This window comes from Mesorhizobium sp. M6A.T.Ce.TU.016.01.1.1, from assembly GCF_003997065.1.
GTDB classification, from domain to species: Bacteria; Pseudomonadota; Alphaproteobacteria; order Rhizobiales; family Rhizobiaceae; genus Mesorhizobium; species Mesorhizobium mediterraneum.
Genome location: NZ_RZTJ01000025.1, coordinates 41,522 through 66,445, shown reverse-complemented (window position 1 = coordinate 66,445; position 24,924 = coordinate 41,522). Strand labels below are relative to the sequence as shown.

At 61.4% G+C, this 24,924-nt stretch carries 22 protein-coding genes; 6 read left to right on the top strand and 16 right to left on the bottom strand.

Annotated features, from left to right (window positions below; translation table 11 throughout):
* Positions 1-21 precede the first annotated feature (21 nt).
* The 7 genes from EOC94_RS29085 to EOC94_RS29050 all read right to left on the bottom strand — a co-directional run bounded on the left by EOC94_RS29085 (position 22) and on the right by EOC94_RS29050 (position 8,712).
* Positions 22-615: a hypothetical protein gene (locus EOC94_RS29085; protein WP_127294927.1), complete on the bottom strand. Its 594-nt coding sequence runs from the start codon at positions 613-615 to the stop codon at positions 22-24.
* Positions 612-1,148, bottom strand: a complete 537-nt coding sequence (locus EOC94_RS29080; RefSeq protein ID WP_127294925.1) for a hypothetical protein — start codon at positions 1,146-1,148, stop codon at positions 612-614. The genes EOC94_RS29085 and EOC94_RS29080 overlap by 4 nt, the downstream gene beginning before the upstream one ends.
* A gap of 904 nt (positions 1,149-2,052) precedes the next feature.
* On the bottom strand, positions 2,053-2,409 hold the full coding sequence (locus tag EOC94_RS29070; protein WP_095486789.1) for a VOC family protein: 357 nt from the start codon (positions 2,407-2,409) through the stop codon (positions 2,053-2,055).
* 29 nt (positions 2,410-2,438) lie between these two features.
* Positions 2,439-2,837, bottom strand: coding sequence for a polyketide cyclase (locus EOC94_RS29065; protein WP_095486790.1), 399 nt, complete (start codon positions 2,835-2,837; stop codon positions 2,439-2,441).
* A 70-nt stretch (positions 2,838-2,907) separates the two neighbouring features.
* Entirely contained in the window at positions 2,908-3,723 is an 816-nt protein-coding gene (locus EOC94_RS29060) for a helix-turn-helix domain-containing protein (protein ID WP_245329956.1), read from the bottom strand.
* A 265-nt stretch (positions 3,724-3,988) separates the two neighbouring features.
* Positions 3,989-5,512, bottom strand: coding sequence for a glycosyltransferase family A protein (locus EOC94_RS29055; RefSeq protein WP_127294923.1), 1,524 nt, complete (start codon positions 5,510-5,512; stop codon positions 3,989-3,991).
* Entirely contained in the window at positions 5,509-8,712 is a 3,204-nt protein-coding gene (locus EOC94_RS29050) for a hypothetical protein (RefSeq protein ID WP_127294921.1), read from the bottom strand. The genes EOC94_RS29055 and EOC94_RS29050 overlap by 4 nt, the downstream gene beginning before the upstream one ends.
* Positions 8,713-9,083: 371 nt before the next feature.
* Between EOC94_RS29050 and EOC94_RS29045 the strand changes: the two genes are divergently transcribed.
* The 4 genes from EOC94_RS29045 (at position 9,084) to rimO (ending at position 12,741) form a co-directional block, all read left to right on the top strand.
* Complete coding sequence (locus EOC94_RS29045; protein WP_095486792.1) at positions 9,084-9,854, top strand: SDR family oxidoreductase; 771 nt, start codon at positions 9,084-9,086, stop codon at positions 9,852-9,854.
* Between the two features lie 108 nt (positions 9,855-9,962).
* Positions 9,963-10,370, top strand: coding sequence for a DUF930 domain-containing protein (locus tag EOC94_RS29040; protein WP_127294919.1), 408 nt, complete (start codon positions 9,963-9,965; stop codon positions 10,368-10,370).
* 261 nt (positions 10,371-10,631) lie between these two features.
* Positions 10,632-11,291: a TerC family protein gene (locus tag EOC94_RS29035; protein WP_095486794.1), complete on the top strand. Its 660-nt coding sequence runs from the start codon at positions 10,632-10,634 to the stop codon at positions 11,289-11,291.
* A gap of 136 nt (positions 11,292-11,427) precedes the next feature.
* Positions 11,428-12,741 carry a 30S ribosomal protein S12 methylthiotransferase RimO gene (gene rimO, locus EOC94_RS29030; RefSeq protein WP_127294917.1) on the top strand — a complete coding sequence of 438 codons (1,314 nt, stop codon included), beginning with the start codon at positions 11,428-11,430 and terminating at the stop codon, positions 12,739-12,741.
* A 129-nt stretch (positions 12,742-12,870) separates the two neighbouring features.
* Here rimO and EOC94_RS29025 read toward each other — a convergent pair whose 3' ends face one another.
* Complete coding sequence (locus EOC94_RS29025) at positions 12,871-13,779, bottom strand: LysR family transcriptional regulator (RefSeq protein WP_185928346.1); 909 nt, start codon at positions 13,777-13,779, stop codon at positions 12,871-12,873.
* A 224-nt stretch (positions 13,780-14,003) separates the two neighbouring features.
* Between EOC94_RS29025 and EOC94_RS29020 the strand changes: the two genes are divergently transcribed.
* Entirely contained in the window at positions 14,004-15,197 is a 1,194-nt protein-coding gene (locus tag EOC94_RS29020) for a beta-propeller fold lactonase family protein (protein WP_164897465.1), read from the top strand.
* A gap of 96 nt (positions 15,198-15,293) precedes the next feature.
* Here the strand turns inward: EOC94_RS29020 and EOC94_RS29015 are convergent, their stop codons facing one another.
* The 8 genes from EOC94_RS29015 to EOC94_RS28980 form a co-directional block, all read right to left on the bottom strand.
* Complete coding sequence (locus EOC94_RS29015) at positions 15,294-16,361, bottom strand: BMP family ABC transporter substrate-binding protein (RefSeq protein WP_095486798.1); 1,068 nt, start codon at positions 16,359-16,361, stop codon at positions 15,294-15,296.
* A 51-nt stretch (positions 16,362-16,412) separates the two neighbouring features.
* A complete protein-coding gene (locus EOC94_RS29010) occupies positions 16,413-17,333 on the bottom strand; it encodes an ABC transporter permease (RefSeq protein WP_095486799.1) in 921 nt (306 codons plus the stop codon).
* Positions 17,333-18,445: an ABC transporter permease gene (locus EOC94_RS29005; protein WP_127294915.1), complete on the bottom strand. Its 1,113-nt coding sequence runs from the start codon at positions 18,443-18,445 to the stop codon at positions 17,333-17,335. Before EOC94_RS29005 ends, EOC94_RS29010 begins: the two co-directional genes overlap by 1 nt.
* Positions 18,442-20,019: an ABC transporter ATP-binding protein gene (locus EOC94_RS29000; RefSeq protein ID WP_164897464.1), complete on the bottom strand. Its 1,578-nt coding sequence runs from the start codon at positions 20,017-20,019 to the stop codon at positions 18,442-18,444. The genes EOC94_RS29005 and EOC94_RS29000 overlap by 4 nt, the downstream gene beginning before the upstream one ends.
* 164 nt (positions 20,020-20,183) lie before the next feature.
* Entirely contained in the window at positions 20,184-21,161 is a 978-nt protein-coding gene (locus EOC94_RS28995; protein ID WP_095486801.1) for a quinone oxidoreductase, read from the bottom strand.
* A 35-nt stretch (positions 21,162-21,196) separates the two neighbouring features.
* On the bottom strand, positions 21,197-22,015 hold the full coding sequence (gene pcsA, locus EOC94_RS28990; protein WP_164547211.1) for a phosphatidylcholine synthase: 819 nt from the start codon (positions 22,013-22,015) through the stop codon (positions 21,197-21,199).
* A complete protein-coding gene (locus tag EOC94_RS28985) occupies positions 22,012-22,626 on the bottom strand; it encodes a DUF1326 domain-containing protein (protein ID WP_095486803.1) in 615 nt (204 codons plus the stop codon). The genes pcsA and EOC94_RS28985 overlap by 4 nt, the downstream gene beginning before the upstream one ends.
* A 14-nt stretch (positions 22,627-22,640) precedes the next feature.
* Positions 22,641-23,579: a DUF2182 domain-containing protein gene (locus tag EOC94_RS28980; RefSeq protein WP_095486804.1), complete on the bottom strand. Its 939-nt coding sequence runs from the start codon at positions 23,577-23,579 to the stop codon at positions 22,641-22,643.
* A gap of 63 nt (positions 23,580-23,642) precedes the next feature.
* On the opposite strand from EOC94_RS28980, the gene EOC94_RS28975 reads away from it, so the two are divergent.
* A complete protein-coding gene (locus EOC94_RS28975) occupies positions 23,643-24,854 on the top strand; it encodes a UbiH/UbiF family hydroxylase (RefSeq protein ID WP_127294911.1) in 1,212 nt (403 codons plus the stop codon).
* Positions 24,855-24,924 lie beyond the last annotated feature (70 nt).

Below are 24,924 nucleotides of genomic sequence, written 5' to 3'. Positions count from 1 at the left end.
AGTAGCCTCGCCGCGTTGATGTCACCTCTGTGGGAGAACTGTCCATGGCGGTCCTTCCTGGTTGCGGCGGATGGTGATCGCGGGCTCGATGTCCTTGCCGGAAACATTCGTGGCGATGCGGATCTCATCGTCGAGCGGCAGCAACTTTGTGCGTGCGACCACTACGGTCCCGCCAGCGACGGCATCCTCCGCCACTTCGAATATCAGAAGGACACGGCGTGGCAGGCCGGGCTGGTAGGCATCGCCCGGCATCATTTCGATCGTCGCCGGCACCCGGTCGGTCAGGACATAACGGACGCCGCTGCCGCTCAGCCACTCGCCCGATGTGAGACCCAACGTTTCGAATTTCGCCTCGGCCTCGCCTTCCACCACAACCCACACGCCGGAACTCGTGTAGGTCTTTGACTTCCCGAAGGTCTCGACATTTAGAACACGCGCCACCCTGGCGCTGTCCAGCGAAAGCGCGAACGCGCTAGCCTCCACACGCTTGTTCATGCCGCCCGAAGAGACGATCGGCGAGGTAATGTCGCTGTAGAGCGGACGCGTATGCAGCATGGCGTAGAGCACGCCGGCAGCGAACAGCAGCGCAAGTGCCGAACGCACGATGCGCATCATGGCGCCTTCTCCACCGGCAGATCGACCGTCGCAACGGGGTCACGGTCGTACCATCCGCTTGCGCCGTAAAGATTGTCGCGCAGCTTGTAGATCTGGCCGCTGACGGTGATCGTCACCTTGTCCGGCACGGGCACACCGGCCGGCCATTCCCAGGCCATCGTCGCGCGTTCCGGCATGTTGGGGTTGAAATATCCCGCCAGATACTTGTCGCGATCGAGATAAACCGTTGGCATCGGCAGCTTTTGCGCCGGCGCGCCGAGTGTGACGGCGCGATAGAGCACGTTGTTGGGAGTGGCGGAACGGTTCACCACATCCAGATCCACCATCAGAAGCTGCACCGGCTGTGATAGGGGAACGCCTGTCGGGGGCACTGTTCCGACACGTGCCGTTAGTAAGGTCACAAACCAGCGACCGGTATCGATCTGCTGGCCTGCTTGCACAACAGGCACCTTTGGCGGATGGGCAGCTTCGTAGAGCGTCATCGAAAACGAGATTGCCGATGCGGCCAGCCCGCCCAGGCCGGCGATCAACAAGGCATACAGTCTTTGCCGTATTGTCGTTCGTGTCGGTTCCGTCATGCGCGGTGCGGTATGCGATGTCCTCAGGCCAGCCTTATACGATGCGAACGCCACGCAATCGGACAATAATTGTTACATCGCTTAAACAGCAGCGCTTGCCCCTTTGACGAGGGGTCAGCGCAGCGGTAGCCAGCCGCGCAATCGGATCCTTGGTGGCCCGTCCAACCCTTTCGAAGAGGCGCTCGGTCTCCTAAGTTTCTCGGCATGCCTCGTCCCGTTTTGGCACGATCGGATTGGCATCTAAATTGCAATCGGATTGACATCTAACTTGCAAATTGAGACTCGCCCGAGTTGGGGCCGAAATCGGTCTGGTACATTCGAAGCGAGGCTCGCAGATTGCGGGGCAGCGAACTTCTTCGGTCACTATGTGAGCGCCTTCATATCAGTTTCACATGCGGCGGCTTTGAATGGTGTCGCCAGAGCGCTGGCGAGGGAGATGGAAATGGGTTTAGCCGAAAACTTGTCTGATGTTTCGCTCACATTCGCTTGTCCGGATTGCTCGCATCCGACTGTAAGGAAGGGCTCTGCGCTAAGAACAATCGCGCACATCAGATGCGACGGGTGCAACGCCAAGGTCCGGATCACTTATCCGCAGAAGCTAGCGATCTTCGAAAAGCACAAGCTACTAGCCACCCAAGGCGCATTGCGATTGGCTATTTTCTAGGCATAGGCGCCGACTAACAGGACCTGAACAGCGCATTGCTTTCTCGCTGAGCGCTACTTTAGCTTGTCCTTAATTTTTTCCAACGGCATGAGTCGCAGTAGGAGAAATGGTCGTGCCTTCGTCGGAGGTGCCGGACATGCAGAAGGAAAATTGATGGGGGCGCCGGACCTGGGCCCGGCGTCCCTCTCCACCTCTTCACTTCTCCGACCACACCGCCAGCTCGTAGCCGTCCGGATCGGAGAAGTGGAAGCGGCGGCCGCCCGGGAAGGAATAGGCGGGCTTGACGATCTTCCCGCCGGCCTCCTCGACGCGGCGCTGGGTCTCGTCGAGCTTGTCGGCATAGAGGATCACCAGCGGCCCGCCCGCCGCCTTGCTCTGGCCACCGAGGGCGAAGCCACCGGTCAGGCGGCCGTCGTTGAACTCGCAATAGCTCGGCCCGTAGTCCTTGAAGGACCAGCCGAAGGCCTTGCCATAGAAGTCGCGGGAACGCGGGATGTCGCCGACGGAAAACTCGACATAGTCGATGCGCTTGTCGTTGCTGGATTTGGCCATGATCTTCTCCTTTCGCGGTCTTTGGAAGCTCAGCGTTCGAGCATTGCCTTGAGGGTGTTGAGGTCGCGCTGTACGGCGTCGGCGTCGGCAGCGAAGATCTCCTCCGTCATGTCCGGCGTCCTCAAGAGCACGAACATGACCTCCGCGCCGGTCCCATTGGGAACCACACGCACCGCATTGCGGGTTTCCTTGTCCTCGGCAAAGACGATGTGATCGAGGACACCGAATTCATTGGGTCGGGAGAAGCGGATGCGGATGGGCCGGCCGTCGGGGTCCTCCGCCGCCCATTCCTCGCCCGATCTCTCGAAGCGTCTGCCGAGGCCTGCCGCCCAGCGCTGGAAATTCTCCGGGATGGAGGCGAAGTCATAGACTTCACGCCAATCCCGGTCGATGGACACGGTGATGATGCGGGATTTGTAGATGGTCATATCTGCCTCCTTTCCAAATGAAGGCAGACTAGGCGGAACTGGCGGCGGCGTATTGAACGAAACGGCCAGCTCAGGCGCCGAGCTGTCGCAGAACCGTCGCGGGCGAGAAGCCCGACAGGCGCCGCACCTCGCGCGTCAGATGCGCCTGGTCGGAATAACCCGCCTCGAACGCAAGATCGGCTAGGCGCGGCTCAGCCGACTGCCGCACCAGGCCCAGAAACCGCTGGAAGCGGAGAATGCGGTCGAGCGTCTTCGGGCCATAGCCGAAAGCCTCCTGGCAGCGGCGGCGAAGTGTTCGCGGGCTGACGTCGAGCCGGTCGAGGATCACCGCCATGCCCGGACCGGCGGATTCCGTTTTCAGCGCGTTGAAGACAAATCCCATGTCCGGAGGCGGCGGCTCGACGTCGGGCGCAAGCCTGGAGAGTGCCGCTTGCATCGCCCGCACCCGCTCCGCCGTGGAGGATGCATCGCCAATTCTCTGGGCGATTTCGCGCGCCAGCGCTCCCAAGAAGTGGCTGAGCGCCACCCGGCCGCCAACGATCTCCGACATCGGCGGGCCGAGCCATCGGCTTGCCGCACCCGGTCGGAAGCGGGCGCCGATCACAGTAGAGCCGGGTGTCAGCGTAGAGAGGGCAACGGCCACGTCGGGGCCTGCTACGACCAGATCGCCGTCGATCCAGGTGATGTCGACGCAGCCGTCGGGAACCACGGCCGATAAGCTCCCCGCGTCCGGTCGCAATGTATTGGACCAGACACACTGGAAATGCCCTTCGAGTGCGGCCGGAGGATTAAACTCGCGGTATTCCCCGATTGCCCCGGAAAGCACGGGCGCCCCGGAAAGGATGGGCGCCCCGGAAAGGACGGGTGGGTTGTCGTCGGGCGTCACGCGCCTCTCCTGTGAGGAACACTTTCGCAGGCATCGTACTCTTCGGTCCCGAAATCTATTGCGATGGCGGCTTGCTTCAACCCCTGTTGTCGTTCTCAATCAAGCTCCGTCTGGTGTGATGCCACGTCAGGAAGAACCAGGCAGTTGTCGAGTATTCCACCAAGAGATCGTGGAATGGCCGGCATGACCACGGAAGCGGTCGTAAGCTGAGGCCCGCGACGCCCGCGCTCGGCTCGCGCCATCTTGAGTCTCGCACCAGGGATGTTTACCCCTTTACGAGAACAGCCTTTCCATCAGTCGTCGCATCTTTGAGGGGACCGAGAGTGGAAAAGTACCAATCAGGCCTCACCCTGGACAGTGCCGCCAGGGGATTCTTTCCGGAAGTCCGGTATAAGCTCGAGTCCCGAAGCACACGCTGGAAATCAAAGTCGGCTGCGAGCAGAGCTCTCAGCAACAACTGCTGACGATCCAGCCGCAACAGGTCCGACCCGCTGCGATTGATCATGCTCCGGGCCCCCATCCACTGGTGAAGTCGCTCGCCTGAAAGAAGCTCTTCTGGGGGGCGGAACGAGATGGCCTTGCGTCCCTCCTCGATCGGGCGCGTAGGATGCAAGGGATACCAGAAGTCGAGAGGTTCGCTCACTGGCACAGTGACGCTGACCGCCTCGAGCGCAGCCTCGGTCGCGGCGCGCCTGACACACAGCAGGCTCTCAGCTCGAAACCCCAGTTCTCGAACCGCTTTCAGGAGAAGATCGCCGCCACCGGTCGCAAATGCCGCATTGATGCGATCGTTGAGGCTGGGTACCCAAAGATCACGGGGAATCCAGGTGAGATGCCTGTAGGTCGGATCGACAACCACCATGATATCCGTGTTCGCGTGCCAGTCATCCCGGTCGAGGATTGCCACTACCGTCACGCGCGCGGCCCCTGCTCCGTCCGCCCGCGCCAATTCGCGCTTACCTCTGTCGACGCCGCGCTCGTAGGCGAAGGTGCACGCCAGGACGAGCGGCCATGATGCGACAACGAACAGGCGATCCAGCCCTCGAACCGATCTGAAAGAAAGCGGCGCGATGAGCATGAACCGGCTGAAGCCTCGCCTCAGCAGCGAGCTCTCGTCGAGCGCAGGCCAGTGGATTGCGGCGCGCTTGCCACGGGCAAGCTGATCCTGGATCATCTGCCGGAAGCTGGTTGGGTTCAGGTGCGATGCCTGAACCGAAGGGGCCCAGACCGGACGATCGGCACGCTTCATCCGGCGGTGGAACTCCGTATCCTCCCCGACCCGAAGGTCCTCCCGGAACCCGCCATATTTTTCGAAGAGCGTTCGGGCATAGCTTGCGCCGTAGCGGAGCGCCTTCCTCTTGGGCACACCGGGCATCCGGCGAACCAAAACCGAGAGATGGCTTGCCCATGCATAGAGGTTCCGCGGATGGCTGTTGACCAAGGCCGAGGCTACGGAGTTGCGGCCTTTCTTGTGAAGCAGGAGCCGGTTGGCCGCCCAGCCCGGACTGGCGACGAGATCGGAGGCTAGAAATGCGACCCAGGGTGCGCGAGTGGATCTGATGCCAACGTTTCGCGCGGCCCCTGGCCACAGCAGTTGCGGGGTGGAAATGACGCTGATACCGGAGGCTTCACTCGAAAGAACGGAGCCGGGATCGCCACCGCCTGAGTTGACGACGACAATCTCGATCGGAATTGGTTGCGCCAGCAGCGAGTCCACTGCCGTCTTCAATTCCACCGGTGCACCAACGGAAAGGACCACCACGGCAAGTTCGGGAGATGCCTCGCTCAAGCGGGATTTCCAAGCAACAACTTTGCCGAGGTATCGAGCGGCAGCAACCGGGCGAATCGGGAATGCTCCGACGCTAGATCCCGGACCTGTTCCGCCACACCGGCAGGGCTCCTGTAGGTCACGATATCCACGACGCTGCGCGTATCGTGTCCGCACCAGAAATCCGCGGCACTTCCGATGTCGATGGCGATACCCCCCGCTTGCCTGATCCACATGCAGTAGATTTTACCCAGCATGCCGGCTGAAATGAGAAAAACACGACCGCGCAGCTGTCCCGACAATCGATCCCTCAGCCTTGTGAAGGCGTGTGGATAGTGTGCATCGCCGGCTATGCTGGCGAAGCCTGCGGCGTATTTGTGTTCCGGCGGAACCAGGTGGACGGTCTCGATAGTTATCCCGTGTCGCTGCGCCAGAACGCCGCCGAGCTTGGCATGACATGTGATCAGGGACACGGCTCCAAGCCTGGGGAGCAGCACGTCCCAAATTCCCCAGAAGGATAGGGATTGGTGGATATGGCAGGAGGTCAGCACGGCTTGCTTGCTGGTGTTTCCGGCAGCGAAATCGATCGATGCAAGGAGGCCGCGGGCATTTCTGCCGCCGTCTCCCAACGCCTCCAGAGAGTTGCTCAAAATACCGCGACTAGTGCGATCGAGATCAGGAAGCCCAACGACATCGGCGGAACGTATCGCTTCTTTCAGCTGCCACTCCAGCGCGTCATCCACTTGGGCAGCGCCGCCCCACCAGGTCTGCTGGGTCGCTTCCCTGTCCGTCTCGCGAAACACCTCCAGTTCGGGTCGGTAGGGAAGCATGCACCCTTCCCCATCGCCCAACCTGATCAGCGAAAGAGGCTTCAGTTCATCGAATGCCTCAGCAATGCACGTTGCAACTTCAAGCGCTTCATTCAGGACGAAGGAGGGATCTGGGAAGAAGTCCGCATGCCCAGAACGAAGCCGGACAAAAATCCCGCAGATGTCGCGGACTGCATCTCGTCGACTTTCAGCCCCCATCGATCCCGGGCTGTGCGCGAGATGATCCCGAACCAGTTGCTCAATGTGAGGCCCCTGATCGAAGGCGCTTTCAGATGAGGAAGCCAGACAATTAAGGGAGCGCAGTCTCGTACGCTGAAAAATTGCAGACAGCCTCAGCAATTCCCCCGCTACGGTATGGGGAGCTTCCGCGTCTACGCGATCTAAAACGACGTTCGCGAGATCAGGTCCGCCGGCTTCCCAGGCTGCACTCACCATCGGCGACAGGAGTTCAGGCGAGAACTCGTCGATACTCCCGTGCTCCCAAATCTGCCGCAAGCATTCACCGGCCTCAAAGTACCGGTGCGCCTGTATAAGGCAGTTGATCCGAAGCTTCTTGCGGGCTGCCTCCTTACCCGCGCGGCTGCGGTCAAGCACGTCCAGTGCCTCATCTGCCCGGCCGAGCCTTCCCAGAACGCCTAAATAGGAATGCAGCAGCTGCCAATTCCCGAGGAGCAGCGCTTGGTTCGTGCCTAAAAGCTGGCTCATGGTGGCCCAGTCGTGCGTGGCTTCCAGAAGTGGCATCGAGGCAAGCAGATAAGCAAGTGGCGAGCTCCCCGCTTCCAACTCCTTGACGATCTCCTTAGCCTCGGCAATTCGCTGCAGCCGCACAAGCAACAGAACCTTGCGCCGCATAGTGTCGGGGTCGCTCAATGTCTTCCATATGACATCCTGCATTTGCAGTGCGAGTGGCCAGTCGCCGCGTTCGGAAGCGATCCGCTCCAGGCCCCGATATCCGGCGATTTCCGCCGGAAAACGTTCGCACAGCTGGCCAAAAGCCGCTTCGGCTTCCGCCAGCCTTCCAAGTTTGAGCAGGGCTGCGGCATGTCCGGCGAGTGCCTTGCGGCCAGGCGCGAGCCTGCTTGCCGCCGCCCAAGCCTCCGCCGCGATACCCCAGTGGTCCAGTTTCTCTGCCGAACGGGCTGCTCCTTCATGTCCGCCTGGAAAGTCTGGATTGCGGCTGCGAAGCTCCTCGAACACCAGCTCGGCCTCGCCGTAGCGGCCGAGCATGAATAGGGCCGTGGCCCGCCTATGCAGATATCTTTTTCGTTTGCCTGGGAGAATACGGGCGGCGACTGTCCAAAGCGCAAGCGACCTCGCCCAACGTTGCTTCTCCGACGCCGACAGGACAGTCTCTGGTCGGTGATGGCCCTGGTGGTCGGCCTGTACCGCCCAAATGAACCGGGAACGCCCTGCACCATGCTCGCCGGAATCACCGCCGGTTCGCGCCATCTCTCGTTCGACCGCCGGAAAAATATGTCTCCATGCGGTTCCGTCGGACATCTCACGCGGCGTCCACTGACTGTGACAGAGGTCGCGCATGAACTGCTCGCGCTCCGGTTTCTTCGGATGCTCGATATCATCGAGACTGTTGGAACAAAGGCGGTATGCGAGGCTCGCCGGAGATAGACATATCGGCGGGACGCCCGCGATCAACGCATCGATTGCGGCACCGGATGACAAGGTCACGCACACCCACGCATTTGCCACCTCGTCAGCGAACGGCCGCCTGCCGCGCGAGATGGCGACCCTAGGCACGGTCGAGCAAGCATAGACAATGGCTTCCTGATCGCGCCATCGCGTGCTGGGGTGCAGCCGGATCAGGATTGAGCGGTCGCTGATCTTCCTGATCGCCGCCGCGGTCTCGTGCAGCCACCTCACCATGTCGATGCCCCGTAGCGAGGCATCCTTGGGCACCTGACCGACCAGGAGTATGTAATCTCCCTCGGCCCGGTAGGGCTTCAGCCTGATCCCAAATTCGGCCTTTGCCCTTTCCCAGCGATCCGGCGGGCTGTTTTCTGCACAAAAATCGGCGTCGTCGCCCAACGCTCCGCCTACGGCCACGCGGTAGTACGGGTGCACTTGCCGCGGGCGCAGCGGCCGCCGGCGCAACGCTGCGAGCCAACCGGGCAGGCGCTGATTGAAACTCCGGCCGATCAGCGAGCTTTCGATGACGACGATGGGTCCGTTGTGTTCCCGATAGATGGCGTTCCTGAGACGCCCCTGCTGGGAGCGTCGAGGCGGATTGGAAAGCCCATACATCACCGCGACGTCGCAAGGTTTATACTTCCAACCAGGCGTAATCGTTACCTGCATGCCTTCCACACGGAACATGGAAATGTCCATGAAGCTGACACTGTCCGTAAAAATGCGGGCATGCATTTGTATCTTCACCGCATTTCTTCCAGCGTGCGGACGAACGCCTGCGGCGTCTTCGCGGCCAAAGATGAAGACCGACTCTGCGTATTCATATGATTGCCCCTCTCGGCGAACTCTAAGCGGTGGAGCCGGTCACGACAACCGCCAACAGAGTCGGGAAAGTGGGCGACGAAAGGTCAAATCCGGCGGCTGTCGTGTCTAAGGGATTTTTTCGAGCGCGCTGCGCGGCCGCGTTCAAGACACTTGCGTAGCCATCCGCCGAATGGAAAAGTTCATTGGAGGCAGAGTGCTGTAGCGTAGACATAGCGCTCGATCGAAGAGCTTGGCCCGCCATTTACCACCTGGGATCGGCTTACCGTTCCTATGCCTGCAGAGGATCGCTTGGCATGAGCATTTTCGACAGATTTTCCTTGGCTGGGCGTGTGGCGCTCGTCACCGGAGGTGGGCGCGGGCTCGGCTTCGAGATCGCGCGCGCCTTTGCGGAAGCAGGAGCCCATGTTGTTGTGACCGGACGTACGGCCGCAGTGCTCGACGGCGCCGTCGCCGCCATCGCAACGAGCGGCGGCAGTGCTCAGGCGGCCGCCTTCGACATAGCGGACGTGGCGGCCGGCCGCACCGTGATCGCGGATATCCGCAGAACCCGCGGCCGGCTCGATATCCTCGTCAACAATGTCGGAGCCCGCGACAGGAGGCCGCTCGCCGCGTTCGGCGACGACGATATCCTTGATCTGATCCGCACGGATCTGCTTTCGGCGATCTCGCTGTCGCGGGATGCGGCGGAAATCATGAAGGCGCAGGGGCATGGCCGGCTGATCGCCGTTACCTCGATCGTCGGCGAGATGGCACGTCCAGGCGATGCCGTCTATCCCGCCGCCAAGCAGGGATTGACCGGCCTGATGCGCAGCATGGCCGTCGAATACGGCGCGCACGGGGTAACCAGCAACGCCATTGCCCCGGGAATGTTCGCAACCGAGACCAATGCCGCGCTGGCGGAAGATCCCGACATGCTTTCCTTCGCCCGCCAGCGGGTTCCGCTGCAACGCTGGGGACGGCCGGAGGAAATCGCCGGCGCCGCCCTGTTCCTGGCCAGCGATGCGGCATCCTTCGTCAATGGCCATGTGCTGACCGTTGACGGCGGAATGTCCGTGCAGATGTGACGATTGCACGGGACCGAAAATTCGCCCGGTGTCAAACCCCGTTCATGGCGTCTTCATCATTCATAACCCTGGCTCGGAACGGCACGCGGTTGATTTCTCCGCCCAAATATGATGCTCCTCCCGCCCATGAAGAAGCTCTGTCTTACGGTTCTGGCGTCGGTGACGCTGGCGTGGCCGGCTAACGCGATGGATAGCGCATTGCGCACGGGCTTGTTGAAGCTCGACCCGCAAACCCGGCTCGAACAGCGATGCGATGCTGAAGTGCTCGACCGGATCACCCATGATGACCACAAATACAAAGCCGATCGCGTGGTCGCCTACGCTTTTGCGACGCCCGAAATGGAGACCGACGCAATCACAAGCCCTGGGGCTGCCTTTCGCAGCAAGGGACAATGGTACCGGCTGAAATTCAAATGCCGGACGGCGCCGGATCATATGCAGGTTCTGAATTTTCGCTATCGGATCGGCGAGGAGATTCCGGAAATCGATTGGTCGGAATACAACCTCTATAATTAGAGCGTCGCGCGTCCAACTGGACGCGCAAAGGACGCTCCAGCAGTTTGAATCGGCGCATAATCCTTTTCGGAGACCGAATTCCGGTTTCCGGGTCATGCGCCAGCGTATCTAGCTTTCACCGGCTGCTGGCGATTTCCGCCGCGATCAGGCGGTTTGCCGGCCTTGTCCTCAAGCGATCTCTTGACGCGCGGGAACCATACACGTTAGGCGTCCGAATACTCGGCGCCGACGATCGACAAACAAGCAAGGAACTTCCAGTTGATGGAAATTTTTACCGCCGCAGGCTTCTCCGCCCTGCTCCAGGTTATCGCCATCGACCTCGTACTTGCAGGCGACAACGCCATCGTCATCGGCCTTGCCGCGGCCGGCCTGCCGGCCGAGCAGCGCAAGAAGGCCATCCTCATCGGCGTGCTGGCCGCGACCGTGCTGCGCATATGTTTTGCAGCAGTAACCGTTCAACTGCTCTTGATCGTCGGTCTGCTGCTGGCCGGTGGTATCCTGCTTTTGTGGGTTTGCTGGAAGATGTGGCGCGAACTGCGCACCTCCCATGCCGACGAGCTGGAAGCGACCGAGGCGCTGTCGAATGCCGATCTCGACAAGGACGATGCCGTGGCTGGCAAGTCGCCGCGCAAGACGCTGGGCCAGGCCGCACTGCAGATCGTCGTCGCCGACGTGTCGATGTCGCTCGACAATGTGCTGGCGGTCGCTGGTGCGGCGCGCGATCATTTCTCCGTGCTGATCATCGGCCTCGTTCTCTCGATCGCGCTGATGGGTCTGGCCGCAACCTTTATCGCCAAGCTGCTGCACCGCCACCGCTGGATTGCCTATATCGGCCTGCTGATCATTCTGTATGTCGCGCTCGACATGGTCTATCGAGGCGCGCTGGAAGTCTGGCCGCATGTGAACAACGCGGTGAGCTGACGCCGCCTGTCCCGCCGTTTCCGTCGTCGGCACCGATACATTCATCGTGCGTTTCGTCGCGGTTGCCGCGGGCCCATACCAATGCCGCAATAAGTGTGGTACTGCGCCGCCAATCCTGAAAAGCCGGAAAACCTCTATGTCTGCCCCTCGCGTCAGTTTCGTCAGCCTTGGATGCCCGAAAGCGCTAGTTGATTCAGAGCGCATCATCACGCGCCTTCGCGCCGAAGGCTACGAAATCGCGCGCAAGCATGACGGCGCCGATCTGGTCGTCGTCAACACCTGCGGCTTTCTCGACTCGGCACGCGACGAATCGCTCAATGCCATCGGCTCCGCCCTTTCGGAGAACGGCAGGGTCATCGTCACCGGTTGTCTCGGCGCCGAACCGGACGTCATCCGCGAAAGACACCCAAACGTTCTCGCCATCACTGGTCCGCAGGCCTACGAGAGCGTGATGGCTGCCGTGCATGAGGCCGCGCCGCCGAGCCACGATCCTTATGTCGACCTTTTGCCGCCGCAAGGCGTCAAGCTCACGCCGCGCCACTATGCCTATCTCAAGATTTCGGAAGGCTGCAACAATCGCTGCACCTTCTGCATCATCCCCGCGCTGCGCGGCGATCTCGTCTCGCGGCCGGCGGCCGACGTGTTGCGCGAAGCCGAGAAACTGGCCAAGGCCGGCGTCAAGGAGATCCTGGTCATTTCGCAGGACACCAGCGCCTATGGCATCGACATCAAATACCAGACCAGCATGTTCGGCGATCGCGAAGTGCGGGCAAAGTTCCTCGATCTGTCGGAGGAACTCGGCAAGCTCGGCATCTGGGTGCGCATGCACTATGTCTACCCCTACCCGCATGTTGCCGATGTCATCCCGCTGATGGCCGAAGGAAAGATCCTTCCCTATCTGGACATCCCGTTCCAGCACGCCTCGCCGCAGGTGCTGAAGAACATGCGCCGGCCCGCCCATGGTGAAAGGACCCTCGATCGCATTCGCGGCTGGCGCGAAATCTGTCCGGATCTGGCCATCCGCTCCACCTTTATCGTCGGCTTCCCCGGCGAGACGGACGACGATTTCGAAATGCTGCTCGACTGGCTGGACGAAGCCAAGATCGACCGCGCCGGCTGTTTCAAATACGAGCCGGTCCGAGGCGCCCGATCCAACGACCTCGGCCTCGAACAGGTGCCGCAGGAGATCAAGGAAGCGCGTTGGCACCGCTTCATGCAGCGCCAGCAGAAGATCTCGGCGACGCAGCTCGCCAGGAAGGTCGGCAAGCGCCTGCCTGTCCTGATCGATAAGGCGCACGGCACCTCGGCGAAGGGCCGCACCAAATATGACGCGCCCGAAATCGACGGCTCGGTGCATATCCAGTCGCGGCGCCCGTTGCGCGCCGGTGACATCGTCACCGTCAAGATCGACCGCGCCGACGCCTACGATCTCTATGGCTCGGCGGTTTGATAGCTGGGCGGGGTGAAGACCTCTCCTGCTAGAGCATTTTGCAGCCAAACGTCTTCGTTTGGCGGCCGACAAAAGGCGTTAAAATAAAGAGTTAGAGCGCGGTTTTGGTTCGACCAAACACAAAGGGCTCTAGGACGTGACCGTTTCGCTTACACGGATAAGCATCCGCCTGAGCCAGGCGTGACCGGGATCGCTGTCGTTCCTCCGATGCCACAGCAGAGTTTCCTGATAACCGAAATAGTCGAAGGGCAGCGGAAAAGAGCGCACGCGCGGCCAATTCGTAAGCCGGATCACGTTTGCCGACAAGGTGCAGATCATGTCCGTCTCGGCGATGATCGCCGGCACGGCGAGCGCATAAGGCAGGCTCATTGCAACGGTCCGCTTCAGGCCGCGGTCGTCCAGCAGACGATCGATGTAGCCCTTCAGATCGCCGACATGAGTGACCAGCAAGTGCGGATACTTCAGAAAGAGCTCGAGCGTCAGCGCGTCGCGGATCTCAGGATGCTCGGCCGAGACGATCGATATCCAGTTCACGTGGAAGAGCGATGCACGTTTGATCGTCGTCGGCGCATCGGGCAGGATGGTGATCGCAAGGTCTATCGAGCCCTTCTCGAGACAATCAACGATCTCCTGGCGATGTAAGCTGCGCAAGACGATCGAAACTCTAGGCGCCGCTGAACGAAGCACCGGCATCAGTCTGGGCATCAAAGTCGCCGCGATGTGATCGGTGGTCGCGATCCTGAAGATGCGACCCGATCGCTCCGGCGAGAACTGGCCGAATCCTCCCAACGCATCCTGGATCTGGCGTAGCGCGGCCCGGATCGGATCGGCGAGATCGAGCGCCTTTTCGGTCGGCCGCACGCCATCGGCATGACGAACGAAGAGATCATCGGCGAAAAGCCGACGCAGATGGGCGAGGCGCTTGCTCATCGCAGGCTGGCTGAGCCCGATGCGGGCTGCCGCCGCGCTCACGCTCCCTTCACTGAGGAGGGCGTCGAAGGCGACAAGCAGGTTCAGATCGACGGCAGCTAGATTCACACTGGGCCTCCGACAGTTTATTACTGAAGGGAATATTGAGATGTCAAATATCGATTGGACGACTGAAAGCGAACCCGGAAGATAGGCGCCTTCCAATAGATATGGAGACATGGATGCGACGCTGTTCTCTCGCTGCTATCGTTCTATTCCTGATGCCGAGCCTCTCAAGTGCTCAGCCGGCCGAAGGTCACGGAGGGGCCGTCTTCGTGTTGTCGGATCTCGATATGGTGCCGACCGTCTACGAGACGGGCGAGCTCGGGCCTCCAGACCCTCACTATCTGGATACGCTGTCCATCATCACCTCGCCGACGGAGCGGTCTCGCTCTGTCGCGATGATGGAGGTTTCGAATTCAACCTATGGGCCGCCCGGAGCACTAGACGTCTCCCTGGATGGCCGGTTCGTTTTCGTCGCCGAAACTTTCCGTCAACGGCCCGAACGGGCGACCCGCCTCGACGAGTTGCAGCAAGGCGACACGATCAGATCGCTCCGGCTCGATGGCGGCCACTCGTCGGCGGTCGACAGCGTGAGGATCGGAATCCAGCCGCAGGCGATTCATCTCAATCCTGCAGGCGATCTTATCGCCGCGATTACTGTCGACGCCGAACACGAACTCACTTTCGTACCGGTCAGGGAGGGTCGGTTCGGGCCCGTATCCAGCTTCGGTCTCGATCTTGAGCCGTCAACGGGTTTCATTCCATTGAAGGCGACCTGGGTGCAGTGGCATCCAAGCGGCCGGTATATTGGGGTCAATCTCGTCGACCGTGGTCAGGTTGCCTTCTATGAGGTGCTGCGCGGAAAGGACGGGGCGGTTTCTGCTATTCGTCCCTGGGGCAATCGCGTCCAGACGAACAAGTTCCCCTTTATCGGCCGCTTTTCGCCCGACGGCCGCTACTACATCACCTCCGATGTTCAGTGGGGAATCGATACAACTGGCTTCTATGGCGTTCAGGAGGGCATTCTCACCACAGTCCGGCTTGCCGATGTCGGCGCGACGGGCGACGCGGCAAGGCACACCGTGCCTCACATCGCGCTTGGTGGCTGGGGCGCCGAGACGATCGCCTTCAGCCCTGACGGCCGCTTTCTTGTCACGTCCAATCTTCGCGGCACCGGCAAGCCAGACGGCTCGCGCGACTGGACGGAGCACGCGTCGCTCAGCCTCTATCAGCTGGACACTGAAACAGGACGGCTGTCACCGCACGGCGAATGGCCGCTCGAAGGTGTGCTGCCGCAAGGACTCGCTTTTGATCGCACGGGACAAAAGCTCTTCGTCGGCGTGAACCGTTACCGCAATGACGAAGCGCCCCTTGGCGGCGCCGTCGAGATATGGCAGATCACGACGGAAGGGCGCCCGGCGCTCGCTCCCACATCGGATCGCATCAGGCTGCCCGCGGGCGTCCATACGATAATCGCCCGCTGAACTTTCGTGAGTGGGACTCGCAGTCGGGCAGGTTAACCTTCGAAACTCTGCGCATGAAAAGAGGACGCCCGAAGGCGCCCTCCCCAGTGCTTGCGCTTACTGCGGCAGCTTGTCATCGACGCCTTTGACGTAGAAGTTCATGCCGAGCAGCGTAGCGTCGTCGGCGACTTCGCCGTCCTTGAGCCATGGCGTGCCGTCCTGCTTGGCAATCGGCCCGGTGAAGGGGTTCCAGCCCTCGACGATCTTCTTCTCGGTGGCTTGCGCCATCGCCTTCACGTCATCGGGCATATTGGTGTAAGCCGCCATTTTAACGGCGCCGTCCTTGATGCCCAGCCAGACGTTGCCGGGCTTCCATGTGCCGTCGAGCACGGCCTTCACCCGGCTGATATAATAGGGTCCCCAATCGTCGACGATCGAGGTCAACTGCGCCTTGGGAGCGAACTTGATCATGTCCGAAGACTGGCCGAACCCCTGCAGGCCGCGCTCTTCGGCGACTTGCAGGGCAGCGGTCGAGTCGGTGTGCTGGACAATGATGTCGGCACCCTGGTCGAACAGAGCCTTGGCGGCATCGGCTTCCTTGCCCGGATCGAACCATGAATTGACCCAGACGATCTTCGCCTTGAAGTCCGGGTTGACCGACTGGGCGCCAAGCATGAAGGAATTGATGCCCATAACCACTTCGGGGATCGGGAACGAAACGATGTAGCCGGCGACGCCCGACTTCGACTGCTTGGCGGCGATCTGGCCGAGGATGTAGCGGCCTTCATAGAAGCGCGCATTGTAGATGCCGAGATTGTCCGACGTCTTGTAGCCGGTCGCGTGCTCGAACTTAACGTCGGGGAATTTCTTGGCGACCTTCACTTCGGGGTCCATGAAGCCGAAGGAAGTGCCGAAGATGATCTTGCATCCTTCGCGCGCCAGACGCTCGAAAGCACGATCGGCATCGGGACCCTCGGAGACGTTCTCCAGGTATGCGGTCTCGACCTTGTCGCCGAGCGCCTTCTCTACGTCCAGGCGGCCCTGGTCATGCTGGTACGAATAGCCGAAATCACCGATCGGGCCGGTATAGACCCAACAGGCTTTCAGCTTTTCCTGTGCTTCGGCGGTCGCCGCCAGCGACAATGCTGCCGCCGTGGCCATCAGCGCAATAAGCAGTTTTTTCATCGTGTTACCTCTCTGAGTTAAGCCCTGGAGCTTCCCGGCTGTCTTTTATTATCAACGATCCGGAACGAATGGCTGCCCCAAGGAAGCCGGTGTGTTCATCATCGTCAAACGCTTGTTGCGCGAGATTAGAACGAGAACCACGATGGTTGCCAGATAGGGCAACGAAGAAAGCAGTTGCGAAGGAACCGGAATGCCAAAAGCCTGTGCATGAAGCTGGCCGATCCATACCGCGCCGAAGATATAGGCGCCGGCCAGCACCCGCCATGGCCGCCATGATGCGAACACGACCAGCGCCAGCGCGATCCAGCCGCGCCCGGCGGTCATGTTCTCTACCCATTGCGGCGTATAGACCAACGACAGGTGGCCCCCGGCAAGGCCTGCACAGGCGCCGCCGAAGATCACTGAGAGATAGCGGTAGCGGATGACTTGGATGCCAAGTGCATGGGCCGATGTGTGGCTGTCGCCGATCGAGCGCAGCGTGAGTCCGGTGCGGGTCTTGAACAGGAACCACATGACGGCGGCGGTCAATGCGATCGAGATGTAGAAGATCGGGTCCTGGCCGAACAACAACCTGCCGATGACCGGGATCGCTGTCAGGCCGGGAATATCGAGGTTTGGCAGCCTCGCGCCGGGCTGGCCGACAAAGCTGGTGCCCATCATGCCGGAAAGGCCGAGGCCGAGCAATGTCAGCGACAGACCGGTCGCCACCTGGTTGGTGGCCAGCGACAGCGTCATGACGGCGAACAGCAGCGAAAACACCGCACCCAAGGCGATCGCCGCCAACAACCCGATCCACGGCGATCCGGTGAGATAGCCGGCGCCGAAACCGCCGACCGCCCCCATGATCATCATGCCTTCGACACCGAGATTGAGCACGCCGGAACGTTCGACCACCAGCTCGCCGATCGCCGCGATCAGCAAAGGCGTCGCCGCGGTTGCGATGGTCAAAAGAATGTTGACGGTGATGTCCATCAGCGGGCCTCCTCCAGCTTCGGTGCGGATTCAAGCTTCGGCGCGGCAAAGCCAATCAGACGAATGCGGTAGTGAATGAGCGTGTCGCAGCCGAGCACGAAGAACAGGAGCATGCCCTGGAACACGCGCGCCACCTTGTCGGAGATGCCGAGCGCGCTTTGCACCGCCTCGCCGCCGAGATAGGTCAGCGCCAGCACCAGGCCCGCCGCGACGATGCCTAGTGGATTGAGCCGGCCGAGGAACGCCACGATGATGGCGGTGAAGCCGTAGCCGGGCGAAATGACCGGCTGCAACTGGCCGATGGCGCCGGAGACTTCCGAGATGCCGGCAAGTCCGGCCAGCGCACCTGACAACATGAAGGCGAAGAACACCATCCGGTTGATGCCGAAGCCAGCGAAGCGCCCTGCCCTGGGACTTGAGCCGAGCACGCGGACCTCGAAGCCTTTCAGCATGCGGCTCATCAGGATCCAGACCAGCACCGCCGCGACCAGCGCAAAGACAAAACCCCAATTGGCGCGGCCGGAGGCCGGCATCAATTCCGGCAAGATGGCCGAGTCGTTGAACTGTATCGTCTGCGGGAAGTTGAAACCCTTAGGATCGCGCCAGGGACCACGCACCAGCCAGTCGAGAAACAGCTGCGCGACATAGACCAGCATCAGGCTGGTCAGGATCTCGTTGGTGTTGAAGCGCGTCTTGAGCAGAGCCGGAATGGCGGCGTAGGCCGCACCACCGATCATGCCGAACAGCAGCATCAGCGGCAGCACCAGCGGACCTTCAAACTGCGGAAATAGCACTGGAATGCTTGAGCCAACGATGCCGCCCAGGATGAATTGGCCTTCCGCGCCGATATTCCAGATGTTGGCCCTGTAGCAAACCGACAGGCCAACCCCGATCAGGATGAGCGGTGCCGCCTTGATCGCCAGCTCATGCAGCTGCCAGACCTGACTGACCGGCTCGAGGAAGTAAATTTGGAACGCCTTCAAAGGATTAACGCCAAGCAGCGCGAACAAGATGGCGCCGGCAATGATCGTCAACACGAATGCAATGAAGGGCGACAGCGCCGAGAACAGCATCGAGCGCTGTGGCCGTTTGACGAGTTCGAGGCGCATCATGACGTCTCCAGAGCGTGTTCGGCGTGGCCGGGCTCGGCCCCGCCCATCAGCAGTCCTATCTTTTCGAACGTGGCCTCAGCGATCAGCAAAGGCTTCGACAATTCGCCATTGTGCATCACCGCGATCGCGTCGGATATTTCGAACAATTCGTCGAGATCCTGGCTGATGACCAGCACTGCCGAGCCGCTGCGCGCCAGTTCGATCAGCGTCTGGCGAATGTGGGCGGCAGCACCGGCGTCGACGCCCCATGTCGGCTGATTGACGACCATCACGCTTGGCCTGCGGTCGAGTTCACGGCCGACGATGAATTTCTGCAGATTGCCGCCTGAAAGCGCTGCCGCCTCTGGATCCGGAGCGCTCTTGCGCACATCCATCGCTTTGATGATGCGCTGGGCAGCGGCATAGATCGCGTCGCTTTTGACCATTCCACCGGCGCCGACAAACACCTTTCCATCGGTGGCATGGCGCGACAGAAGCAGGTTTTCCGAGAGCTTCATTCGCGGCGCCGCACCGTGGCCGAGCCGCTCTTCCGGCACGAAGGCAGCGCCCATCAACCGCCTGCCGGTGATGCTGAGGCCGCCGGCATCCTTGCCGCGGATGCGCACCGAAGCGGCATCCTGCTGCGGCGCCTCGCCGGAAACGGATTCGAAGAACTCGCCCTGGCCGTTGCCGGCGACGCCTGCAATGCCGATCACTTCGCCGGCGCGCACCGTCAAGTTGATGTTCCTGAGCGGGATCGAGAACGGCGTTGCCGGCTTGCGGCTGAGCGCGCGGATTTCAAGCAGCGGCTGCGCGGTCTCGATACCCTGGGCCGGCGCGCGCACCACGGCCTGCACGTCGTTGCCGACCATCATGCGCGCCAGTGATGCTGCGGTTTCCTTGCGCGGGTTGCAATGGCCAACCACCTTGCCGTGGCGCAGCACGGTGGCGCGGTCGCAGATGCGCTTGACCTCTTCAAGGCGGTGCGAAATGTAGAGGATGGACTTTCCTTCCGAGCGCAGCCGTTCGAGCGTCTCGAACAGTTTGTCGGCTTCCTGCGGCGTCAGCACCGAAGTCGGCTCGTCGAGGATGATGAGCTGCGGCGTCTGCAGAAGGCAGCGGATGATCTCGATACGCTGGCGCTCACCGACAGACAGGTCGCCGACCAGCGATTGCGGGTCGAGCGGCAGGCCATAGCTGTAGGAAAGCGCCCTCGCCTTCGCGGCAATCGTGCTGATCGGCGAACCGTCGTCCAATGACAGGGCGATGTTCTCGGCCGCCGTCAGTGCCTCGAACAGCGAAAAATGCTGGAACACCATGCCGATGCCAAGCTTCTTCGCAAAGCCGGGATTAGTGATCGTGACCGCCTGACCGTTCCAGAAAATCTCGCCCGAATTGGGCTCCAGTGTTCCGAACAGCATTTTTACGAGCGTCGACTTGCCGGCGCCGTTCTCGCCGAGCAGCGCGTGGATTTCGCCTTTCGCGACGTTGAGATCGACATGGTCGCACGCTGTCAGCGTGCCGAACGTCTTGGTGAGGCCACGAACCTCAAGCAAGGTTGCGCCGTCCTGATTTGCACTCACAGTGCCTCCCATCTGGTTTGCCAGATATGTTCTGTGTTCCCGCAGGCATGGTATGCGCGGCCTGCTGTCGTCGCAAAGCGGCACCCGTCTTGAAAGAGCTTCAAGAATTTCAGCGGAAACCTAGCGCATCGGCCCGAAAATCGAAATCGATTTTCGGAAAAGCACCATGCGTAGGCTCATGGGATAAGAATGGTTGTTCCGGTCGTCCTGCGACCTTCAAGGTCGGAATGCGCCCTGCCGGCATCCCTAAGCGCGTAGCGCTGGTTGATCTTGATCTTGACCGCACCGCTGAGCACGATTTCGAACAACGCGGCGGCGGATGCTTCCAGGTCTTCGCGCTTGGCGTTGTAGACGAACAGCGTCGGACGGGTTGCGAACAGCGAACCTTTCTGCGCCAGCAACGACATGCTGAACGGCGGGACCGGGCCTGACGATTGACCGAAGCTGGCGAACATGCCGAGCGGCTTCAGGCAATCGAGCGAGGCAGGAAAGGTGTCGTTGCCGACCGAATCATAGACGACGTCGCACTTCTTGCCGCCGGTGATGGCGAGGACGCCGGCGACGAAATCCTGCTCGCGGTAGTTGATGACATGGTCGAAGCCATGCGCCTTGGCGAGCTCGATCTTGTCGGTAGAGCTGGCGGTGCCGATCACGGTTGCGCCAAGATGCTTTGCCCATTGGCCGAGGATCAGCCCGACACCGCCGGCCGCCGCGTGAAACAGGATCGTGTCGCCCGCCTTCACCTTGAAGGTACGGCGCAGCAGATACTCCGCCGTCATCCCTTTCAGCATCATGGCGGCCGCCTGTTCGTCGCTGATGCCGTCCGGCACCTTCACGACGCGATCGGCGGCGATCACGCGCTGCTCGGCATAGGCGCCAGTCGTCACGGCGTAGGCGATGCGATCGCCCGGCTTCAGCCAGTCGATATCCGCGCCCACTTCCAACACCAATCCGGCCGCCTCGCTGCCGGGTATAAGCGGGAAACCGCCTGGCGGAGGATAAAGGCCGGAGCGATGATAGACGTCGATGAAATTGAGGCCGATCGCCGTGTGTCTGACCAGGATTTGCCCCGAGCCGGGTTGGCCCGGCTCGGCGTCCTCATAGGTCAGAACCTCCGGACCGCCATTGACGTGGATACGGATCGCTTTGGACATTTTCTGGCTCTCTCGGGATCAGGCGCTCTTGGGGATCAGGCTTTCTTGTCATCCGGCTTTGCGCCGAGATTTGGAAAGAGCTGCATGATACCGCCGATGCAAGCGAGGTAAAGCCCGGTGACCGTGATGCCGATCTTGGTGAAGACACTCACCTGCTCGCCCAAAACGCCGATCTGGTCGTAGAAAGCGGCAAGAGCTGCCTGCGCCAGGGCCAGCGCTCCGAAAGCGCACCATAGCAGCGTCATGCCAAGGTTGATCGGGCGCAGCCGCACCACCCGCACCGGGTGGATGAAATAGATCGGCATGAAGGTCAGGATGCCGGCCACCACGACCACGGCGAAGGAAACCCATTGTCCCGGATCGATGACGAACAGCGTGAACACCACCATGTTCCAGACCACCGGAAACCCCTTGAAAAAATTTTCCTTCGTCTTCATGCCGGTGTCGGCATAGTAGATCGCGCTCGATACCACGATGATCGCCGCCGACAGGAACGACAGGCCCTCGCCCATGAAGCCACGCTGATAAAGCGCGAAGGCCGGTATCAGCACGTAGGTCACGTAGTCGATGATGTTGTCGAGGAGTTCGCCCGACCACGTCGGCAGGATTTCCTTGACCTCGAGTTTCCTGGCGATCGGCCCGTCGATACCGTCGACGAATAGCGCCAGTCCCAGCCACCAGAACATCGCTGTCCAGCGCTGCTCGCTCGCAGCCACCAGCGACAGGAATGCCAGGAACGACCCCGACGCGGTCAGCAGGTGGACCGAAAACGCGCGTGCCTGCGGCCACGTGACTTTCTTTTTCGGCCTTGGAATCCTGTCCGTGATTTTCCTGGCCGTTATTTTTTTACTCACGGGCCCCGCCAGTCCAGCTTGCAGATTTCGGCCGAGCGGCCGGCAAAATTCCAGTTGCGGCCGAAGGCCCGCATCTTGCTCTTGTCGGACCTGGCCACGATGATTTCCGGTGCGATCCAGTACTCCGAATTGCTGATCACCGTGTCCTTGTCGCGGTCCTTGCCGGCAATCGGCGTCACCGCCCCATCGATGATTTTCGGTATCTGGAAGACCCGCGTCCTGTCGCGCGTCTCATAAGTGATCGGCGCTTGCTCGACGCCGAGGAACTTTCCGACCAAGATGGAGAGCAGTGAGGTGGTTCCGCCGGCCTTGCCGGTGAAAATTTTCGTCAATGCCTTGACCGCATAGACCGAGGCGCGCTTGTCGATGAACAGTCCGGCCGTCCAGTTGCCGCGGCTCATATAGCCGGGGATTTCCATGACCAGCCCAAGGTTGAGACCGGACAGGTCGACCTCGCCGAAATGGCCGGCATCGATGCGGAACCCTGCCCAGGTCTGACAATAGCCCTCGGTCGGCGGATGATTGCCGAGAGACAGCACGCAAGGGCAAAAAACCGTGCAATTGCAGGAGAGCACCAGCTCTCCTTTCATTGCCCAGCTTTGATCTGCCATCGAATTCTCTCCCCTTATGCCGAGACTACTAGCAGGGCGGTTGCCCAGACAAGCAGTATCGCACCGGCGACCCGGGTTGGCAGCCTGCCCGCCGTCTGTTTTTCGATCAAGGTGAACAGGCCGATCAGCGCCATCCAGAACACGTTCATCACACCGACAGCGAACATCACCAGCATCAGCGCCCAGCAGCAGCCGAGGCACCAGACGCCCTGCTCCATGCCGAGCCGGAAAATGCGGCCGGGCCTCGCGCTCCAGTTCGAAAACAGGATCGAGAACGGGTTTTTGCATTTTGTCAGGCAGGCTTCCTTCAGGCCGCTGAACTGGTAGAGGCCGGCAACCAAAAGCGCGGCTGCTCCGGTCGCTCCGACCACTGGATCGAGCATCTGCACAGATGAGGCGAAGGTGTGGACGGCGAGCGTCAGCGCCGCAAACACTACCGACGCAGCCAACCACACGCTGAGGTAACCGGCGACCAGGACCAGCGGATGGACGACCGGTTCGCCCTTGATCCGCGCAGTATCGGCGATCTCGCAATAGGTACGGATCATCGGCGCCGCCGAGGGCAGCATGGTGGCGATCGCCATCAGGAACCACATGACGATGAACGCTCCGGCCTGCGCGCCGACGCCTCCGTCGAGCGGCGCGGGTGCGAGACAAAGGGTGAAGAAGCGCTCGAGAAAATCCGGCAGCGGCAGCTCCGGCAGATATCTGAGCATCGTGTCGCCGGGTGCATCGATGCCGGGAACCCGGCTTTCGGCGCCACGTATCGCCATGGCGCCAAGAAGCAGCCATGCCAGGAGGACGCCTGCCCCCAAGACGATGTTCACCGTCAGTCGAGGATTGCGCGAGACGCTTGCCGTGGCACGGCCGACACGGTCGAGATGGCTGAAATCATGGTCTTGGCCGGTCATGGCAATCGAATGGGCCGAATCGCCGCGTTGATCAAGCCGCATGATCTGACCTATATGCCTATCAGGTCGGACCGACCGCCTCGCCTCGCAACCGGGAAGCCGAATTTGGACCATCGGGAGACAGCACGGATACTGGTTGCCGGCAGCGGCCCGGCAGGGCTGATTGCGGCGCTTGGCTTCGCAGATGCCGGCTTTCCGGTGACGCTCGTCGGACCTGAGGCAAATGGCCAAGACGGCAGAACGACGGCCTTGATGAACCCGGCCCTGAAGATGCTTGAGCGGTTGGGCGTCCTCGACGAGGTGAGATCCCAGGCCGCAGCGCTGAAGGTGATGCGCATCGTCGATGCAACCAGCCGGCTGATCCGCAGCCCGGTGGTCATTTTTCGCGCCAGCGAAATCGGCGAGGAGCAGTTCGGGCTGAATTTACCCAACAGCGCGCTCAACCCCGCGCTTGCCGGGGCTGTTGCCGCGCATTCCGGCATCGTATGGCGAAAATTGATGGTGGAGAGCTGGCGCCTCGACGCCGATCATGCCCATGCGGTCCTGTCTGACGGCAGTGAGATCGCGGCATCGCTGGCGGTCGCTGCCGACGGGCGTCTGTCGCCGGCCCGCGAGGCTGCCGGCATCTCGACATCCGCCCGTTCCTACCCGCAGGCGGCATTGGTTCTCAATTTCGGCCACCGCAGCGATCACGCTTTCACCTCGACCGAATTCCACACCGAGACCGGTCCGTTCACCCAGGTTCCCCTGCCCGGCAACCGGTCCAGCCTTGTCTGGGTGGTAGAACCGGAAACAGCGAAGGAACTCGCCGCATTGGACGACGCGACGCTTTCGACGCGGGTCGAACTGCGGATGCAATCGATGCTGGGCCGGGTGTCTGTCGAGCCCGGCCGGCAGATCTACCCGCTTTCGGGCGTGACGCCGCGGTGCTTCGCGCGTAACCGGGTGGCGCTTGTCGGCGAAGCCGCCCATGTGTTCCCGCCGATTGGCGCGCAAGGTCTCAACCTTGGTATCAGGGACATCGACGATCTGATTGGAATTGCTTGCGAAAACAGGCCCGATCCAGGCGCCGTCAAGGCACTTGCAGCTTATGATTTCAGGCGTCGGCCCGACATTGTGGCACGCAGCAGCGCGGTCAACCTGCTCAACAAGTCGCTGCTCTCGGACATGCTGCCGGCACAGATGGCCCGAAGTGCCGGCCTCGGCGTGCTCGGCGGCTTCGCGCCGCTGCGCGCCTTTTTCATGCGCGAGGGCTTGCTGCCCGGCAGTGGTTTTGCGGCGCTCGCCGGCGGATTAAGGAAACAAATCCGGCGGTAGCACGCCCTCGGGCGGGGCTAGCCCGTAGATCGACGGGGCGTCAAGCGCTTCGGCATTGAATTGACGCGGC

Bases quoted from the DNA above. Each gene is read 5' to 3' on its own strand.
- EOC94_RS29065 (WP_095486790.1), bottom strand. From the start codon at position 2,837: ATGACCATCTACAAATCCCGCATCATCACCGTGTCCATCGACCGGGAT.
- EOC94_RS29020 (WP_164897465.1), top strand. From the start codon at position 14,004: ATGGTGCCGACCGTCTACGAGACGGGCGAGCTCGGGCCTCCAGACCCT.
- EOC94_RS29040 (WP_127294919.1), top strand. From the start codon at position 9,963: ATGATGCTCCTCCCGCCCATGAAGAAGCTCTGTCTTACGGTTCTGGCG.
- EOC94_RS29000 (WP_164897464.1), bottom strand. From the start codon at position 20,019: ATGGGAGGCACTGTGAGTGCAAATCAGGACGGCGCAACCTTGCTTGAG.
- EOC94_RS28985 (WP_095486803.1), bottom strand. From the start codon at position 22,626: ATGGCAGATCAAAGCTGGGCAATGAAAGGAGAGCTGGTGCTCTCCTGC.
- EOC94_RS28980 (WP_095486804.1), bottom strand. From the start codon at position 23,579: ATGCGGCTTGATCAACGCGGCGATTCGGCCCATTCGATTGCCATGACC.
- EOC94_RS29085 (WP_127294927.1), bottom strand. From the start codon at position 615: ATGATGCGCATCGTGCGTTCGGCACTTGCGCTGCTGTTCGCTGCCGGC.
- EOC94_RS29035 (WP_095486794.1), top strand. From the start codon at position 10,632: ATGGAAATTTTTACCGCCGCAGGCTTCTCCGCCCTGCTCCAGGTTATC.
- EOC94_RS28995 (WP_095486801.1), bottom strand. From the start codon at position 21,161: ATGTCCAAAGCGATCCGTATCCACGTCAATGGCGGTCCGGAGGTTCTG.
- EOC94_RS29005 (WP_127294915.1), bottom strand. From the start codon at position 18,445: ATGATGCGCCTCGAACTCGTCAAACGGCCACAGCGCTCGATGCTGTTC.
- EOC94_RS29015 (WP_095486798.1), bottom strand. From the start codon at position 16,361: ATGAAAAAACTGCTTATTGCGCTGATGGCCACGGCGGCAGCATTGTCG.
- EOC94_RS29045 (WP_095486792.1), top strand. From the start codon at position 9,084: ATGAGCATTTTCGACAGATTTTCCTTGGCTGGGCGTGTGGCGCTCGTC.
- EOC94_RS29010 (WP_095486799.1), bottom strand. From the start codon at position 17,333: ATGGACATCACCGTCAACATTCTTTTGACCATCGCAACCGCGGCGACG.
- rimO (WP_127294917.1), top strand. From the start codon at position 11,428: ATGTCTGCCCCTCGCGTCAGTTTCGTCAGCCTTGGATGCCCGAAAGCG.
- EOC94_RS29070 (WP_095486789.1), bottom strand. From the start codon at position 2,409: ATGGCCAAATCCAGCAACGACAAGCGCATCGACTATGTCGAGTTTTCC.